Annotated in this window: 13 protein-coding genes; 4 read left to right on the top strand and 9 right to left on the bottom strand. The window is 70.6% G+C overall.

From position 1 onward, the window contains the following. Positions 1-90 precede the first annotated feature (90 nt). The 3 genes from KZC56_RS07200 (at position 91) to KZC56_RS07190 (ending at position 5,288) form a co-directional block, all read left to right on the top strand. Complete coding sequence (locus KZC56_RS07200) at positions 91-1,755, top strand: glycoside hydrolase family 13 protein (RefSeq protein WP_136036125.1); 1,665 nt, start codon at positions 91-93, stop codon at positions 1,753-1,755. Between the two features lie 77 nt (positions 1,756-1,832). Beyond that, positions 1,833-2,840 (top strand): LacI family DNA-binding transcriptional regulator, encoded by a 1,008-nt coding sequence (locus KZC56_RS07195; RefSeq protein ID WP_247638226.1) that lies wholly within the window; start codon positions 1,833-1,835, stop codon positions 2,838-2,840. Between the two features lie 126 nt (positions 2,841-2,966). After that, positions 2,967-5,288 carry an arylsulfatase gene (locus KZC56_RS07190; RefSeq protein WP_247638225.1) on the top strand — a complete coding sequence of 774 codons (2,322 nt, stop codon included), beginning with the start codon at positions 2,967-2,969 and terminating at the stop codon, positions 5,286-5,288. A gap of 20 nt (positions 5,289-5,308) precedes the next feature. Here the strand turns inward: KZC56_RS07190 and KZC56_RS07185 are convergent, their stop codons facing one another. Beyond that, positions 5,309-6,940: an FAD-dependent oxidoreductase gene (locus KZC56_RS07185; protein ID WP_247638224.1), complete on the bottom strand. Its 1,632-nt coding sequence runs from the start codon at positions 6,938-6,940 to the stop codon at positions 5,309-5,311. Further along, entirely contained in the window at positions 6,937-7,101 is a 165-nt protein-coding gene (locus KZC56_RS17880) for a DUF8730 family Cys-rich protein (protein WP_504919221.1), read from the bottom strand. The genes KZC56_RS07185 and KZC56_RS17880 overlap by 4 nt, the downstream gene beginning before the upstream one ends. 89 nt (positions 7,102-7,190) lie before the next feature. Here KZC56_RS17880 and KZC56_RS07180 point away from each other — a divergent pair, with 89 nt between their 5' ends. Beyond that, a complete protein-coding gene (locus KZC56_RS07180) occupies positions 7,191-7,457 on the top strand; it encodes a metal-sensitive transcriptional regulator (protein ID WP_136036129.1) in 267 nt (88 codons plus the stop codon). 32 nt (positions 7,458-7,489) lie between these two features. On the opposite strand, the gene KZC56_RS07175 is transcribed toward KZC56_RS07180, so the two are convergent. The 7 genes from KZC56_RS07175 to KZC56_RS07145 form a co-directional block, all read right to left on the bottom strand. Next, the gene (locus tag KZC56_RS07175) at positions 7,490-8,020 is read right to left on the bottom strand and encodes a flavin reductase family protein (RefSeq protein ID WP_136032772.1); all 531 of its coding nucleotides are present in this window, start codon (positions 8,018-8,020) and stop codon (positions 7,490-7,492) included. 96 nt (positions 8,021-8,116) lie between these two features. Continuing rightward, on the bottom strand, positions 8,117-10,363 hold the full coding sequence (locus KZC56_RS07170) for an exo-beta-d-1,3/1,6-glucosidase (protein WP_247638223.1): 2,247 nt from the start codon (positions 10,361-10,363) through the stop codon (positions 8,117-8,119). Continuing rightward, entirely contained in the window at positions 10,363-11,448 is a 1,086-nt protein-coding gene (locus KZC56_RS07165; RefSeq protein WP_205814343.1) for an ABC transporter permease, read from the bottom strand. The genes KZC56_RS07170 and KZC56_RS07165 overlap by 1 nt, the downstream gene beginning before the upstream one ends. A 1-nt stretch (position 11,449) precedes the next feature. Beyond that, the gene (locus KZC56_RS07160) at positions 11,450-12,538 is read right to left on the bottom strand and encodes an ABC transporter permease (RefSeq protein ID WP_247638222.1); all 1,089 of its coding nucleotides are present in this window, start codon (positions 12,536-12,538) and stop codon (positions 11,450-11,452) included. After that, entirely contained in the window at positions 12,535-13,338 is an 804-nt protein-coding gene (locus KZC56_RS07155) for an ABC transporter ATP-binding protein (RefSeq protein ID WP_247638221.1), read from the bottom strand. Before KZC56_RS07155 ends, KZC56_RS07160 begins: the two co-directional genes overlap by 4 nt. Next, entirely contained in the window at positions 13,335-14,159 is an 825-nt protein-coding gene (locus tag KZC56_RS07150) for an ABC transporter ATP-binding protein (protein WP_136032764.1), read from the bottom strand. The genes KZC56_RS07155 and KZC56_RS07150 overlap by 4 nt, the downstream gene beginning before the upstream one ends. A gap of 109 nt (positions 14,160-14,268) precedes the next feature. Beyond that, complete coding sequence (locus tag KZC56_RS07145; protein WP_247638220.1) at positions 14,269-15,930, bottom strand: ABC transporter substrate-binding protein; 1,662 nt, start codon at positions 15,928-15,930, stop codon at positions 14,269-14,271. Positions 15,931-15,951: the final 21 nt, after the last annotated feature.

The raw sequence follows: 15,951 nt of genomic DNA, 5'->3' as shown, positions 1-15,951 counted from the left end.
AGCACGCCACCGACCGGGTACGCGGACTGCTCCGAACCGATTCGATCCGCGTGGTGGTGAGAGTGTAAGCGTTTGCAGTAGCCTGTTCGCATGGCACAGCTCGAACAGTTCGCAGCCCCCGGTACCGAGTGGTGGCGCAGCGCCGTCATCTACCAGATCTACCCCCGCTCCTTCGCGGACGCGTCGGGCGACGGCATCGGCGACCTGCCGGGGATCACGCGCCGGCTCGACTCCCTGCAGGAGCTCGGCGTCGATGCGATCTGGCTCAGCCCGTTCATGACGAGCCCGCAGCGCGACGCCGGCTACGACGTGGCCGACTACCGCGACGTCGACCCGCTGTTCGGCACCCTCTCCGACTTCGACGACATGCTCGCCGCCGCACACGACCGCGGCATCCGCGTGATCGTCGACCTGGTGCCCAACCACTCGTCCGACCAGCACCCGTGGTTCCAGGCGGCCCTCGCCGCGGGACCGGGCAGCCCGGAGCGCGCGCGCTACATCTTCCGCGACGGCAGGGGCGAGAACGGCGAGCTGCCGCCCAACAACTGGGAGTCGGTCTTCGGCGGCGGCATGTGGCAGCGCGTGACCGAGGCCGACGGCACGCCCGGCCAGTGGTACCTGCACATCTTCGACGCCACGCAGCCCGACTTCGACTGGAACAACGAGGAGGTGCAGGAGGAGTTCCGCTCCATCCTGCGCTTCTGGCTCGACCGTGGGGTCGACGGCTTCCGGGTCGACGTGGCCCACGGCATGATCAAGACCGAGGGGCTGCCCGACTACACGCCCCCCACCGACGCCGACTCCATGGGCGGCGGCGAGTCGAACGTGCCGTACTGGGGCCAGGACGGCGTGCACGAGATCTACCGCGACTGGCACCGCGTGCTGGCCGAGTACGACGGCGACCGCGCGCTGTGCGGCGAGGCCTGGATGCCGACGCTCAAGGAGACCGCGCTGTGGGTGCGGCCCGACGAGATGCACCAGACCTTCAACTTCCCGTACCTCATGACCGAGTGGGACGCGAAGGCCCTGGGCGATGTGATCCGCGAGTCGCTCGACGAGTTCGGCGCGGTCGGCGCCCCCAGCACCTGGGTGCTGTCGAACCACGACGTCGTGCGCCACGCCTCGCGCCTGGCCCTCACGTCCGAGAACCCGCAGGGCGAGGGCATCGGGCCGAACACGCCCGACAAGCCCGACACCGCGATCGGCCTGGCGCGCGCCCGCGCCGCCACGACCCTGATGCTGGCCCTCCCCGGCTCGGCGTACCTGTACCAGGGCGAGGAGCTCGGGCTGCCCGAGGCCATGGAGATCCCGGACGAGTTCCGGCAGGATCCCACGTGGTTCCGCACCAACGGCGAGCGCTACGGCCGCGACGGCTGCCGCGTGCCGCTGCCCTGGGAGGCCGAGGCCCCCGCGTTCGGCTTCAACGACACCGGGCTGTCGTGGCTCCCGCAGCCCGCGGACTGGGCGGCCCATGCGCGCGACGTGGAGGAGGTCGACCCCGCGTCGACCCTCGCCCTGTACAAGCGCCTGCTCGCCGGGCGCCGCGAACACGGCTTCGGCACCGGCTCCCTCGTGTGGGAGGACGCGGGGCCCGACGCGGTCGCGTTCCGCCGCGGCGAGGTGCACGTGCTCGCCAACCTCGGTACCGCCGCGCTCCCCCTGCCGGACGGCGCCCTGATCGTGCTGCGCAGCCAGCCCTTCGACGGCCCCGACCTGCCGGTCGACACCGCCGTCTGGTACACCACCGCGGCCTGACCCGCCCGTTCCCGTCGCGGTCGCAGACGCTGCCCGCAGCGCGCGACCGCGACGGAACAGGAACCCCAGGAGGACCCATGGCGAGCATCGACGAGGTCGCCCGGCTCGCCGGCGTCTCCACCGCGACCGTCTCCCGCGCGCTGAGCGGACGAGGGCAGGTCTCGGAGTCGGCGCGCGAGCGCGTGCGCGCGGCCGCGCAGTCGCTCGGCTACGTGGTGTCGTCGCGGGCCTCGAGCCTCGCCTCGGGTCGCACGCGCAACATCGGCGTGGTGGTGCCGTTCCTCGACCGGTGGTTCTTCAGCACGGTGCTGTCGGGGGTGTCCGCCGCACTGATGCGCGCCGGCTACGACATCACGCTCTACAACATCACCGCCGACGAGGACGTGCGCCGTGACGTGTTCGGCACATTCCTGCGACGGCAGCGCGTGGACGCGGTGATCGCCGTGTCGATCGAGCTCGACGAGGACGAGACGCAGCAGCTGCTCGACCTCGGGCTGCCCGTGATCGCGATCGGCGGCCCGAACCCGAAGCTCGACACGCTCACGGTCGACGACGTCGCGGTCGCGCAGCTCGCCACGGAGCACCTCATCGGACTCGGCCACACCCAGATCGCGCACATCGGCGCGAACCCCGAGTTCGACCTCGACTTCCACATCCCCACCAACCGCCGACTCGGGTTCGAGCGGGCCCTCGCGACGGCCGGGATCCCGCTGCAGCCGGCGTTCCTGGAGCCGGCCGACTTCACGGTCGAGGGCGGCTACCGGGCCGCGAAGCAGCTGCTGGGCCGCCCCGGCCCGCGCCCGACCGCGGTGTTCGCCGCCTCGGACGAGATGGCGATCGGGGCGCTCCTCGCCGCCCGCGACCTCGGGTTCCGCGTGCCGGAGGACCTGTCGATCGTGGGCATCGACGGCCACGAGCTCGGCGAGTTCTTCCGCCTCACCACGGTCGACCAGTTCCCCCTCGGGCAGGGCGAACGCGCGGCGGACGCCGTCCTGGCGAAGCTCGCCGATCCCGAGGCCGTACGGCCCCCGGCCGCGCTGCCGTACGAGCTCAACGTGCGCGGCACGACCGCCCGCCTGGTCTGACCCGCTGCGGCCACGACGGCCCCCGCGGGAATCACCCTGGTGATCCTGCGAGAGCCACCTGTCCCCCCCCTTTGCGCCCTCGATACCGTGCCGAGCAGACACGTGTTCCGACCGGAGGGAGACATCATGGCTCGGGAGTTCCAGGGGAAGATCGAACTCGACATCCGCGACTCGACGCCTGACTGGGGGGCGTACGAGCTCACCAAGGCGCCGGAGGGTGCGCCGAACGTGCTGGTGATCCTGTTCGACGACACGGGTCTCGCGGCGTGGGAGCCGTACGGCGGGCGCATCCACATGCCCACGCTCCAGCGCCTCGCCGACAACGGCCTCACCTATTCGCAGTGGCACACGACCGCCCTGTGCTCGCCCACCCGGTCGACGTTCCTCACCGGACGCACGCACCACCAGAACGGCTACGCCACGATCTCCGAGACCTCGACGGGGTTCCCTGGCTACAACGGGCACATCCCGAAGTCGAACGCGCCGCTCGCGCGCATCCTCCGCGACAACGGCTGGTCCACGTACTGGGTCGGCAAGAACCACAACGTGCCGATCAACGCGATCTCCAGCGGCTCGGACCGCAGCGAATGGCCGCTCGGGCACGGCTTCGACCGGTTCTACGGCTTCATCGGCGGCGAGACCAACCAGTGGTACCCCGATCTGGCCGTCGACAACCACTACATCGACCAGCCCTCCCAGCCCGAGGACGGGTATCACCTGTCCAAGGACCTCGCGGATCAGGCGATCCGGATGCTGCGCGACACGAAGCAGTCGAACCCGGACAAGCCGTGGTACCTGTGGTTCTGCCCCGGCGCGAACCACGCCCCGCACCACGCCCCGCAGGAGTACATCGACAAGTACCGGGGCATGTTCGACGACGGCTACGAGGCGTACCGCGAGTGGGTGCTGCCGCGCATGATCGAGCGCGGCATCCTGCCGGAGGGCACGCAGCTGACCGACATGAACCCGATGACGCCCGGCACGTTCGCCGAGGTCGACAGCGTGCGTCCGTGGGCGGAGCTGACCGACGAGGAGAAGGCGCTGTTCTCGCGGACCGCGGAGGTGTACGCGGGGTTCAGCGAATACACCGATGCGCAGGTCGGCCGCATCATCGAGCACCTGGAGAAGTCGGGACAGCTCGACAACACGCTCATCATCTACGCGGCAGACAACGGCGCCTCCGGCGAGGGCAGCCCGAACGGCTCGATCAACGAGAACCTGTTCTTCAACGGCTACCCCGAAGACGTCGCACGCAACCTGACGATGATCGACAAGCTCGGCGGGCCCGACGCCTACAACCACTACCCGACCGGCTGGGCGATGGCGTTCTCCACGCCGTTCCGCATGTTCAAGCGCTACTCCTACGCGGGCGGCTCGGCGGACCCGCTGATCATCCACTGGCCCGCGGGGATCACGGCGCGCGGCGAGGTGCGCAGCCAGTACCACCACTGCACCGACATCGTGCCGACGATCCTGGAGGCGTGCGGCGTCGAGGCGCCGACCGTCGTGGACGGCGTGGAGCAGACGCCGATGCCCGGGGTGCCGATGAACTACTCCTTCGACGCCGCGGACGCCCCCACCACCAAGCAGACGCAGTACTACGAGATGCTCGGCACGCGCGGTATCTGGAGCAAGGGGTGGAAGGCCGTCGCCGAGCACGGCCCCGTCCCGATCGGCCTGGGGCACTTCGACGAGGACCGCTGGCAGCTGTTCCACGTCGACGAGGACAGGGCGGAGGCCGTGGACCTCGCCGAGCAGTACCCCGAGAAGCTGGAGGAGCTCACGGCGCTCTGGCTCGAAGAGGCCAAGAAGTACGACGTGCTGCCCCTGAACGACCTGGGCGTCGCCGACTTCATCAAATACGAGTACCACCTGCCGGTGCCCGCCGACGGCCGCTTCACCTACTACCCGGAGACGACCGAGGTGCAGGAGCAGCTCGCCGCGCGCACGCAGCAGGTGTCGTTCAAGATCCTCGCCGACGTGGACTTCACCGCGGCGACCGAGGGCGTGATCGTCGCCCAGGGCTCGCGCTTCGGCGGCTACAGCCTGTACGTGCAGGACGGCACGCTGTCGTTCGTGTACAACTTCCTCGGCATCCCGCCCGAGCAGCGGGTCGGCACCGCCGCGCCGACCGAGGGCCGCCACATCGTCGGCGTCGGCTTCGAGAAGGAGGGCAGCGGCGACCACGGCGAAGCGCTCGGCACGCTCACGCTCTACGTCGACGACGAGGCCGTCGAGTCGATCCCGATCCGCACCCAGCTCGGCCGCTACGCCCTCACGGGCGAGGGACTGAGCGTCGGCTACGACTCGGGCGACACCGTGACCACCGCCTACCCCAACCGCTTCGCCTTCACGGGCGGTGAGATCCACCAGGTGGTCTACGACGTGGCCGACGACCACTACGTCGACGTGGAACGGGAGTTCGCCGCGAAGCTCGCCAGCGACTGAGGCCCCGCGACTCCGGCGCGCTACCGCACCGTGCCGTCACGCCAGGTGCGGTAGCCGCCGTCGAGGTTGCGCACGTCGCGTCCGTGCTGCCGCAGCAGCCGCGTCGCGATGTGACCGCGGAGCCCCACCTGGCAGTGGACGACCAGCGGCCCCGCCGGCAGCTCGTCGAGGCGGTCGCGCAACTCGTCCAGCGGGACGTTGAGCGCGCCGGGGATCGCGCCGGCCGCGTGCTCCGCGGGGGAGCGCACATCGATGAGCACGGCCCCCGCGCGCACGGCGTCGTCGAGCCCGTGCCACTGCACGGTGGGGGTGGTGCCGGTGCGCGTGTTCTCGGCCACGTAGCCGAGCATGTTGACCGGGTCCTTCGCCGAGCCGAACTGCGGCGCATAGGCGAGCTCGAGCCGGGCGAGACCCGCGGCCGTGACGCCCGCCTGCATCGCGGTGGCGATCACGTCGATGCGCTTGTCGACCCCGTCGCGACCCACCACCTGCGCGCCGAGGATGCGGTCGCTCGCCGGGTCGGCCAGCAGCTTCATCGACAGCGTCTCCGCACCGGGGTAGTAGCCCGCGTGCGAGCCCGGGTGCACGTGCACGACGTAGAACTCACGACCGGCGGCGCGGAGCTGCCGTTCGCTCCAGCCGGTCTTGGCGAGCGCGAGCCCGAACACGCCCACGATGCCGGTGCCGACGGCCGGTGACGCAGCCTCGACCCGGCCCGCGATGACGTCGGCCACCATCCGGCCATGCCGATTCGCGAGTCCCGCCATCGTGATGAGTGCGGGGCCGCCGCCCACCAGGTCGCTCTTCTCGACACCGTCGCCCACCGCGAACACGTCGGGGGCGCTGGTGCGGCAGGCGTCGTCCACCGCGATCCCGCCCGTCTCGCCGATCCGGATGCCCGCGTCCCGCGCGAGCCCGACCTCGGGCACCACTCCCGACGCGTCCACCACGAACTCGGCGGCCACGACGGTCCCGTCGCTCAGGGTCACGGCACCCGGCGCGGACGCGGTGATCTCGACGCCGAGCCGTACGTCCACCCCGCGCACCCGCAGCTCCTCGGCGAGCGGTGCGACCATCTCGGGGTCGAGCGGGGAGAGCAGCTGGGGCCCGCGCTGCACGAGCGTGACCGCGGCGCCACGGGCGACGAGGTTCTCGACGGCCTCCAGCCCCGTGTAACCGCCGCCGACCACGACCACGGGCAGCCCGGATCGTGCCGCGGCGTGGATCGCGTCGGCATCGTCGACCGTGCGCAGGCTGCGCACGGGCGGTCCCGCGTCGGGCTCGTCGCGGCGCGGGCGGGCTCCGGTGGCGAGCACGAGGCGATCGTACGGCTGGCGCATCCGCTGCCCGTCGGGCCCTTCGACCTCGACGACGCGGCGGTCGGTGTCGATGTGCACGACCTCGTGGCGCACGCGCACGTCGAGCCGGAAGCGGCGGTGCAGCGACTCGGGGGTCTGCAGCAGCAGCGCCTCGCGGTCCTGGATCACCCCGCCCACGTAGTACGGGAGGCCGCAGTTGGCGTAGGACACCTCGGGTCCGCGCTCGAAGACGACGATGTGCGCGGACTCGTCCAGTCGGCGCAGTCGGGTGGCGGCGGACATCCCGCCCGCGACCCCGCCGACGATCACGACCGTGAGGGGCGCGGCGCTCATCGGCCGAACAACCGCGACAGGAAGCCGCCGGTGGGCTGCTCGTCGGCGTGCCCGCCGCACCAGTCCGACCTCGGTACGGTCTGGCGGACGGCGTCGACGTGCTGACCACATCCCGCCCAGGTGGTCTTTCCGCAGGTTCGGCAACGGACGGCTCGGCACATGGGTGACTCCTCTCGATACCCCGGTGGGTATCCATCACTATACCCCCGGGGGTATGATGGAGTTCTCAGCCGACGATCAGGGAGCCGCCATGTCCACCACCGATGCCGAGACGCAACGCAAGATCGCCAACCGCCTCAAGCGCGCACAGGGTCAGCTCGGCGCCGTGATCGCGGCCGTCGAGGCCGGCAGCGACTGCCGAGCGGTCGTCACGCAGCTCTCCGCCGTCACCTCCGCGCTCGACAAGGCGGGCTTCCAGATCATCGCCACCGCGATGAGGGACTGCCTCGACGGCCCGGAAGAGGAGGACGGCGTCTCCCTGCCCGAGCTCGAGAAGCTGTTCCTCTCGCTCGCCTGACGGCAGGCCGGACCGCCGCCGGGCGGTCGGGGTCAGACGGCGGGGACGTGCGGCAGGGCGTGGAACCGGCGGTCCACGTACACCAGCGGGCGGGCGGGTCGCCCCGGCAGCACCTCCAGGACCTCCGCGATCACGACCGTCGAGGAGCCGACGGGCACGGTGTGCAGCGGGCGGCAGCGCAGCGCGACCCTCGCCTCCGGGAGGTGCGGCTCGCCGGTCGGCAGCGTCGTCCAGCCCTGCTGCGACGTGAACCGCTCGGCACCGCTCACGGCGAAGCTCTGCGCGAGGTCGGAGTGCTCGTCGTCGATAAGGTGCACCACGAAGCTCGGCGCGGACAGGATCGCCCCGGCGCTCCCGGTCGCCCGCGTGACGGAGAACATGATCGCGGCGGGATCGACCGCCACGGACGACACGCTGGAGGCGGTGAGGCCCACCGGACCGTCGGGGCCCTGGGCCGTGATGATCGCGACACCGGCGGGGTGCGCGCGGAACGCGGCCTTGAGTCCCTCGCCGACGGCGGACGGGACGGGGGCGGCGGGGTGGGGGCGGGGGTCGATGGTCATGCGGGGAACTTCCGGGTCACCCTTCCACCGTAAGACCTCAAGCGCGCTTGAGCTCAAATCGAGCGAACTCGTCCGTCCACCCTCCGCCCCACCGCCTCAGCCGATGCGGAACCCCGCCGCCCGCAGCACCTCCTCGCGCGAGCTCGGGCCGACCAGCAGCGTGAACGCGCCGGGCTCCACCCGGCGCAGCCCCGCGGCGTCGACGATCGTGCACTCGGCCGCCGGCACCTCCACCCGCACCCGCACGGACTCCCCCGGCGACACGTCGACCTGGCGATACGCCTTGAGCTCCCGATCGGTCCAGCTCACGCTCGTGACCTCGTCGCGCACGTACACCTGCACGGTCTCGCGCGCGGGCCGGGCTCCCGTGTTCGTCACGGTCACGTGACCCACGACCGTGTCGTCCGGGGTGAGAGCCTCCGCCTCCAGCTCCAGGTCGGAGTACTCGACCGTGGTGTACGAGCGCCCCTCGCCGAACGCCCAGGCGGGCGACTGCGTGAGGTCGGCGTACCGGTCGCCGTGCTGTCCGCGGATCTGGTTGTAGTAGGTCGGCTGCTGTCCCACGTGGCGCGCGAACGAGATCGGCAGTCGGCCGGACGGCTCGACCAGGCCCGCCATGACCTCGGCGAGCGCGCGACCACCCTGCATCCCGGGGTTGGCCGCCCAGATCACGGCCGCCGCGCGCTGCGCCGACGCCGGGAGCACGAGCGGCTTGGACGCGAGCAGCACGATCACGACCGGCGTGCCGGTGTCGATCAGCGCGTCCAGCAGCGCGTTCTGGCCGCCGATGAGCTCGAGCGTGGCCGTCGAGCGGCCCTCACCCACGAGCTCGATCCGGTCGCCGACCACCGCGACCACGACGTCGGCGGCCTCGGCGTCGGCCACGGCCTCCGCGATCAGCGCCGCGTCGGGCGCGCACGACCGCACCACCGGCGGCCGCGGCTGCTTGTCGGGGAAGTGCGTGCCCCGCGGGTCGTCCTCGAGGGTGAGGATGTCGGCGCCGCGCGTGTGCGTCACGCGCCAGCCGTCCACCGCGCGCAGCCCGTCGAGCACGGTCGTGATCATGTCGCGCGGCTGCCCGTCGAGCCACCCCGCCTGACCCGAACCTCCCGCCCAGTCGCCCAGCTGCGTCTGTGCGTCGTCGGCCAGGGGTCCCGTCACGGCGATGCGCAGCGGGGCGGCGGGGTCGAGCGGCAGCACGCCGTCGTTCTCCAGCAGCACGAGGGAGCGTCGCGCCGTCTCCAGGTTCAGCTCGGCGTGCGCGGCGCTGCCCACCACGGACGACAGGTCTGCGCGCGGCAGTCGCGGATCCTCGAACAGCCCGAGCTCGAACTTGAGCGTGAGGATGCGGGCGACCGCGTCGTCGAACGCGTCGTCGGGCAGCAGCCCCTGCGCCACCGCGTCGAGCGCGCCCTCGAAGAACCCGGGCGTGGTCATGACCATGTCGTTGCCCGCGCGCACCGCGGCCGCGGCCGCCTGGGTCAGGTCGGGCTGGATGCGCTGCTCCCACACCATGCGCCCGACGTTGTCCCAGTCGGTGATGAGGGTGCCGGTGTAGCCCCACTCGTCGCGCAGCACGTCGCTGAGCAGCCAGTCGTTCAGGGTGATCGGCACGCCGTCGGTGGTCTGGTAGCCGAGCATGAACGTGCGGCAGCCCTCGCGGGCCACGCGCTCGAACGGCGGCAGGAACCAGGAGCGCAGCTTGCGGCGCGAGATGTCGGCCTCGCTCGCGTCCCGTCCGCCCTGCGTCTCGGAGTACCCCGCGAAGTGCTTGGCGGTCGCGAGGATCGCGGTCGGGTCGTCGAGCCCGTCGCCCTGGTAGCCGCGCACCATGGCGCTCGCGAGCTCGCCGATCAGGAACGGGTCCTCGCCGAACGTCTCGTTGATCCGGCCCCACCGCAGGTCGCGCGCGATGCACAGCACGGGAGAGAAGGTCCAGTGGATGCCGGTGACCGCGACCTCCTCCGCGGTGGCCCGCGCGACACGCTCCAGCAGCCCGGCGTCCCACGTCGCGGCCATGCCCAGCTGGGTGGGGTAGATCGTCGCACCCGGCCAGAACGAGTGGCCGTGGATGCAGTCCTCGCCCACGAGCAGGGGGATGCGCAGGCGGGTCTGCGCCGTGAGCTCGTTCGCCCGCACGATGCGCTCGGGAGACGTGTGCAGGATCGAGCCGACGTGACGCCGCAGCACGTGGTCGTCGAGGTCGTCACGGGCGTCGAGCTGCAGCATCTGCCCGACCTTCTCCTCCACGCTCATGCGGGAGAGGAGGTCGGCGACGCGCTCGGGGATCGGCAGGGAGGGGTTCTGGTACGGGAGGGTGGTCGTCGGGAGCAGAGAGGTCATCACTTCGTGTTCTGTGTCGTCGTATCGGTGGTGTCGGTCGTCGGCAGGGGGACGGAGCGCACGGCCGTGACCGGCGCGTTCACGTCGAGCCCCTTCTTCTTCATGGCCCGTGCGCGCTCTCCGGCGGAACGCAGCCGCGGGTTCACATACTCGTCGATCCCGAAGTTGATCAGCGACAGGGCCACGCCGATGATGGCGATGCAGAGCCCCGCGGGCACGTACCACCACCACAACCGGGGGAAGGCGCCGTTCTGCTGCGCCCAGAACAGGATCGTGCCCCAGTTGAGGTTGCTCACCGGGATCACCCCGATGAACGCGAGCGTCGTGAGGCCGAGGATCGCGGCGGTCACGGTGCCGACGAAGCTCGACGCGATGAGCGCCATCAGGTTCGGCAGCATCTCGACCGTGATGATGCGGCGCAGCGGCTCGCCGTTGGCGCGGGCGGCCTGGATGAAGTCGCGGTTGCGCAGCGACATGGTCTGCGCCCGGAGCACGCGCGCACCCCACGCCCACCCGGTGAGCCCGAGCACGGCGGCGATCACGATCAGCGGCGGGTTGTCGAACTGCGACGCGATGATGATGATCAGCGGGATGCCGGGGATCACGAGGAAGACGTTCGTCAGCGCCGACAGCGACTCGCTCTTCCAGCCGCGCACGTACCCGGCGATCACGCCGACCGTGATGGCGATGATGGTGGCGATGAACGCGGCGAGGAAGCCGACGACGATCACCCCGCGCGTGCCGTAGATGATCTGGCTCAGCACGTCCTCCCCCATGTGCGTCGTCCCGAGCCAGTGCTCCCACGACGGCGGCTGGCGGAGCGCGGTGCGGTCCTTCTGGGTGGGTCCGTACGGGGCGATCCACGGTGCCAGGATCGCGACGAGCACGAAGATCCCGAGGATGATGAGCCCGGCCAGGGACTTCGGGTTGCGGAACATCGCGAACGCCTGGCCGAGCTGCGACCGGAACGTCGCGCGGTGCGGGTCGCCCGACGGCGCGGTGCGCAGGGTCGCGGTCTCCGGCATGCCCGAGGCGACCGGCGAGCCGTCGGGGGCGGTGCCTGCGGCGGTGGTGGGAACGGTCATGTCAGGCCTCCGTCTGGCGGGTGCGCGGGTCGAGGTAGGCGTAGACCACGTCGGCGAGGATGTTGGCCACGAGCACCGACAGCGTGATCACCAGGAACACGCCCTGCATGAGCGCGAAGTCCTTGGCGTTGGTGGCGTCGAGCAGCAGCTTGCCGACACCGGGATAGCTGAACACCATCTCCATGACGATGGTGCCGCCCACGATGAAGCCGATCGACAGCGCGAAGCTCTGGATCTGCGGGAGCACGGCGTTGCGGGCGGCGTAGGCCCACAGCACGCGCCGGTTCGGCATGCCCTTCGCCTGCGCGACCGTGATGTAGTCGTCGTCGAGCACGGTCAGCATCATGTTGCGCATGCCGAGCACCCAGCCACCCAGCGAAGCCACCACGATGGTGAGCGCGGGCAGGGTGCCGTGCATGATCACCTGCCCGATGAAGTCCAGGCTCCACTCCGGCGACTGCCCCTTGTCGTAGGCGTGCGACGACGGGAACCACTTGAGCGTCGACGAGAAGACGGCGATCGCGATGAGCCCGAGCCAGAAGTACGGGATCGTGTTGAAGAAGGTGGTCACCGGGATGATCGCGTCGAGCTTGCTGCCCCGCTTCCATCCCACGATGGCCCCGGCGACCGTGCCGATCGCGAACGAGATGATCGTCGCGATGCCGACCAGCCCGAGCGTCCACGGGAGGGCGGAGGCGAGCACCTCGGCGACCGGACGCAGACCGTGCAGCGTGGAGATGCCCAGGTCGCCGCGCAGCAGCATGCCCCAGTACTCGACGTACTGCTGCCACACCGATTTGTCGGAGTCGATGCCGAGCAGGATGCGCAGGGCGTCGGCGGCCTCCGGGCTCACGTTGGGGTTGCGCGCGAGGTACGAGCTCACCGCGTCGCCCTTCATGAGCCGGGGCAGGAAGAAGTTGATCGTGATCGCCGCCCACAGGGTGAAGAGGTAGAAGCCCGCGCGCCCGGCGAAGAAGCGCCACGGCACGCGACGCCGGCCAGGGTCGACCGCCGTCGCGGTGGTGCCGACCTCGAGGGCGTCGCGCGCGACGAGGTCGTTGTCGTCCAGCTGGGGGAAGGCGGTACTCACCGCACACCTCCGTTCGTGGTGGCGGCGAAGTGCTTCTCCGGGTCGGGAGAGGCGGCGCGCAGCTCGCGGGTGTAGGGGTTCTGCGGGTTCAAGATGACGTCGTCGGCGGTGCCGTACTCGACCACGCGGCCCTGGTTGAGCACCATGATCTCGTCGCTGAAGTGGCGGGCGGTGGCCAGGTCGTGCGTGATGTAGAGCACGCCGAGTCCCTCGTCACGCTGCAGCTCGGCGAGCAGGCTCAGCACGCCGAGACGGATCGACACGTCGAGCATCGACACGGGCTCGTCCGCCACGAGCAGCGACGGGCGGGAGGCGAGGGCGCGGGCGATGGCCACACGCTGCCGCTGGCCGCCCGACAGTTCGTGCGGGCGGCGGTCGATCACGGCGTCGGCGTCGAGCCGCACGCGCGCGAGCAGGCGCCGCACCTCGGCATCGGTGTCCTTCTTCGGCACGACGTCGTCGAGGCGGATGGGCCGCTCCAGGTGGTAGCGGATGGAGTGGGAGGGGTTGAGCGAGGCGAACGGATCCTGGAACACCATGCGCAGCTGCTGGCGGTAGCTCCGCAGACCTCTGCCGCGCCGTGGGATCGGGGTGCCGTCGAGCAGCACCTCCCCGCTGGTGGGGGTCTCGAGCTGGGTGAGGATCTTCGCGATCGTGGACTTGCCGCTGCCGGACTGCCCGACGAGTCCGATCGTGCGGCCGGACTCGAGGGTGAAGCTCACGTCGTCGAGGGCCTTGATCTGGCCGGCGCCGCGCACGGTGTAGCTCTTGGTGACGTGTCGGAACTCGAGCGTGGTCATCGCACCAGCACCCCTCTCTCGCCGGTCAGCCGGGGGAACGACGACAGCAGCCGCCGCGTGTACTCGTGCTGCGGCGCGTTCCAGATGCGCTCGGCCGTGTCGAGCTCGACGATCTCGCCCTCGCGCATGATCGCGATGCGGTCGCTGATCTCGAGCAGCAGCGGCAGGTCGTGGGTGATGAAGACGACCGAGAACCCGAACTCGCGCCGCAGCTGCGAGATCTGCTTCAGGATCTCGCGCTGCACCAGCACGTCGAGCGCCGTGGTGGGCTCGTCCATCACCATCAGCTGCGGACGCAGGGCGAGCGCCATCGCGATCATCACGCGCTGGCGCATGCCGCCCGACAGCTCGTGCGGGAAGGACCGGTGGCGCTGGCGGCCGACCTTCACGATCTCGAGCAGCTCCTCCGCCTCGGCCCTGCGCTGACGCCGATTCATGTCGGGCCGGTGGATCTCGAACACGTCTTCCAGTTGCGAGCCGACCGTGGCAACCGGGTTGAGGGCGTTCATCGCGCCCTGGAACACCATCGACACCTTGTCCCAGCGGAATCGCTGCATCGCGTCGACGTCGAGCGCGTTGATGTCGATGTCCGCTCCGGAGGCATCGTGGAAGGTCACACTGCCCCCGGTGATGACGGCGGGAGCACGCAGCAGCCGCTGCACGCCGTAGGCGAGCGTGGTCTTGCCGCAGCCGCTCTCCCCGGCGAGCCCGAGGATCTCGCCGCGCTGGAGTTCGAGGGTCACGTCCTTCACCGCCGCGACGGGCGGATCGACGTCGTACACGACCGAGAAGTCGCGCACGGTGAGCAGGGGGTCTGGCATGGGGTGTCCTTCGTGGGAGGCGTCCGTCGTCTCGTCGCTCCGCTTCTCGCTCAGGAACCGGTCGCCGAGGGCGAACCGGTCCCTGAGCGGTCGGAGCGAGACGACGGGTCTACTCGGCGGGCTTCAGCTTCGTGAGGATCTGCACGATGTTCGGCTGCGTGGGGTCGGCCGACGCGTACGTGTCGGTCTCCGACGGCCAGCCGACGTAGTTGCGCGTGTTGAACTCGCCCAGCAGCGGGTGGGCGCCCAGCGGGATGGCCGGCACCTGCTCCGAGAAGATCGTCTGCAGCGTGTCGATCGCGGCGGTGCGCTCCTCGTCGGACGAAGCGTTCGCGTACGTGTTCAGCGCCGTCGTCGCGGCGGGGTCGTCGAAGCGGCCGAAGTTGAAGCCGGCCTTGCCCTCGGGGGAGATCCACCGCGGGTCCATGGTCGAGGTGTACAGGCCGTAGGCGGTGCCGCTGTCCTCCAGCCAGTGGATGATCGCGGAGAAGGTGCCGTTGTCGCGGGGGTCGGCCCAGCCGCCCCAGTCGGGCATGTCGATCTTGACCTCGGCGCCGATGCCGTCCTTCACGTCTTCGGCGATGAGCTCCTGCGCGGTGTTCCAGTCGCTCCAGCCGGACGGGACGGAGAGCGTGAACGACACGGGCGTGCCGTCCGGGTCGATCAGGGCGTCGTCCTTCCAGGTGTACCCGGCGGTCTCGAGCAGGTCGCGCGCCTTGTCGGCGTCGACCTTGTAGTCCACGCCCTGGAACTCGGGCTGGATCTCGTCCTCGAGGATCGACGACAGGCCGGTGACCGACCAGACGGGCTCACTGGCGCCTTCGCGGGCGATGTCGACGTAGGCGTCGCGGTCGATCACCCAGGCGAGCGCCTGCCGGAAGGCCGGGTCGTCGAACGGCTTCTGCTGCAGGTTCATGAACAGCGTGGCGGAGCCGGTGGTCGGGGAGGCGAGGAACTGGTTGTGCTCGGGGTCGGCCGAGAGGAACTGCTCCTCGATCTGCGGGATGAACGCCTGGGCCCAGTCGGCGTCGCCATTGGCGAGAGCCGTGGTGAGGGCGGTGTTGTCGCCGTAGGAGACGTAGTGCAGCTCGGGCACGGCGAGGTCGCCGGCCCAGTAGTCGTCGCGGGCGTCGAGCGTGACCGACTCGGTCGACCAGTTCGCCATCGCGTAGGGGCCGGTGCCGACGAGGTCGTCGCCCTTGACGGGGTCGGTGGCCGGGTCGTCGAACTTCTCCCAGATGTGCTTGGGGACGATGGGCACGTGCAGCACGCGCGCCTGGTTGACGTACTTGGAGTCGCCGAAGCTCAGCACGACCGTGTCGCCGTCGACCTCGGCTCCCTCGTACTTGAGGCCGGCGGTGTCGAGCGCGGGGATCGAGGCGGTCTCGAAGGAGAAGACGATGTCGTCGGCGGTGAACGGCTCGCCGTCGCTCCAGGTGACGCCCTCGCGGGGGACGACCGTGAGCTGCGTGTAGTCGTCGTTCCACTCGAGGCTCTCGGCGAGCCACGGCGTGGTACCGCGGTCTCCCGTCTGGTTCACCAGGGCCAGGGTCTCGAACACGACCTTGGCGTAGCCGTACTTCGACGCGGCGGAGTCGCCGACGAACGGGTTGTTCGACTCGGTGGTGATGGCGCCGTCCGGCTTGGCGATGGTGAGGGCGGCGCCGCCGGCTGCGGTGTCGTCCGACCCTCCGGACGAGCATCCGGCGAGGGCCGAGACCCCGAGTGCGGTGATCGCGGTGGCGGCGATCAGAGACGTTCTGAGCTTCATTGCTTCTCCTTGGGCACGGTC

The sequence above is a fragment of the Microbacterium sufflavum genome, from assembly GCF_023091155.1.
Taxonomy (GTDB): domain Bacteria; phylum Actinomycetota; class Actinomycetes; order Actinomycetales; family Microbacteriaceae; genus Microbacterium; species Microbacterium sufflavum.
The sequence above is the reverse complement of the archived record's forward strand: the minus strand, read 5'-3'. Positions and strand labels throughout refer to the sequence as shown.

Excerpts from the sequence above, each read along its gene's own strand:
- KZC56_RS07170 (WP_247638223.1), bottom strand. The coding sequence starts at position 10,363 with ATGACCTCTCTGCTCCCGACGACCACCCTCCCGTACCAGAACCCCTCC.
- KZC56_RS07175 (WP_136032772.1), bottom strand. The coding sequence starts at position 8,020 with ATGACCATCGACCCCCGCCCCCACCCCGCCGCCCCCGTCCCGTCCGCC.
- KZC56_RS07180 (WP_136036129.1), top strand. The coding sequence starts at position 7,191 with ATGTCCACCACCGATGCCGAGACGCAACGCAAGATCGCCAACCGCCTC.
- KZC56_RS07165 (WP_205814343.1), bottom strand. The coding sequence starts at position 11,448 with ATGACCGTTCCCACCACCGCCGCAGGCACCGCCCCCGACGGCTCGCCG.
- KZC56_RS07195 (WP_247638226.1), top strand. The coding sequence starts at position 1,833 with ATGGCGAGCATCGACGAGGTCGCCCGGCTCGCCGGCGTCTCCACCGCG.
- KZC56_RS17880 (WP_504919221.1), bottom strand. The coding sequence starts at position 7,101 with ATGTGCCGAGCCGTCCGTTGCCGAACCTGCGGAAAGACCACCTGGGCG.
- KZC56_RS07150 (WP_136032764.1), bottom strand. The coding sequence starts at position 14,159 with ATGCCAGACCCCCTGCTCACCGTGCGCGACTTCTCGGTCGTGTACGAC.
- KZC56_RS07200 (WP_136036125.1), top strand. The coding sequence starts at position 91 with ATGGCACAGCTCGAACAGTTCGCAGCCCCCGGTACCGAGTGGTGGCGC.
- KZC56_RS07185 (WP_247638224.1), bottom strand. The coding sequence starts at position 6,940 with ATGAGCGCCGCGCCCCTCACGGTCGTGATCGTCGGCGGGGTCGCGGGC.
- KZC56_RS07155 (WP_247638221.1), bottom strand. The coding sequence starts at position 13,338 with ATGACCACGCTCGAGTTCCGACACGTCACCAAGAGCTACACCGTGCGC.
- KZC56_RS07190 (WP_247638225.1), top strand. The coding sequence starts at position 2,967 with ATGGCTCGGGAGTTCCAGGGGAAGATCGAACTCGACATCCGCGACTCG.
- KZC56_RS07145 (WP_247638220.1), bottom strand. The coding sequence starts at position 15,930 with ATGAAGCTCAGAACGTCTCTGATCGCCGCCACCGCGATCACCGCACTC.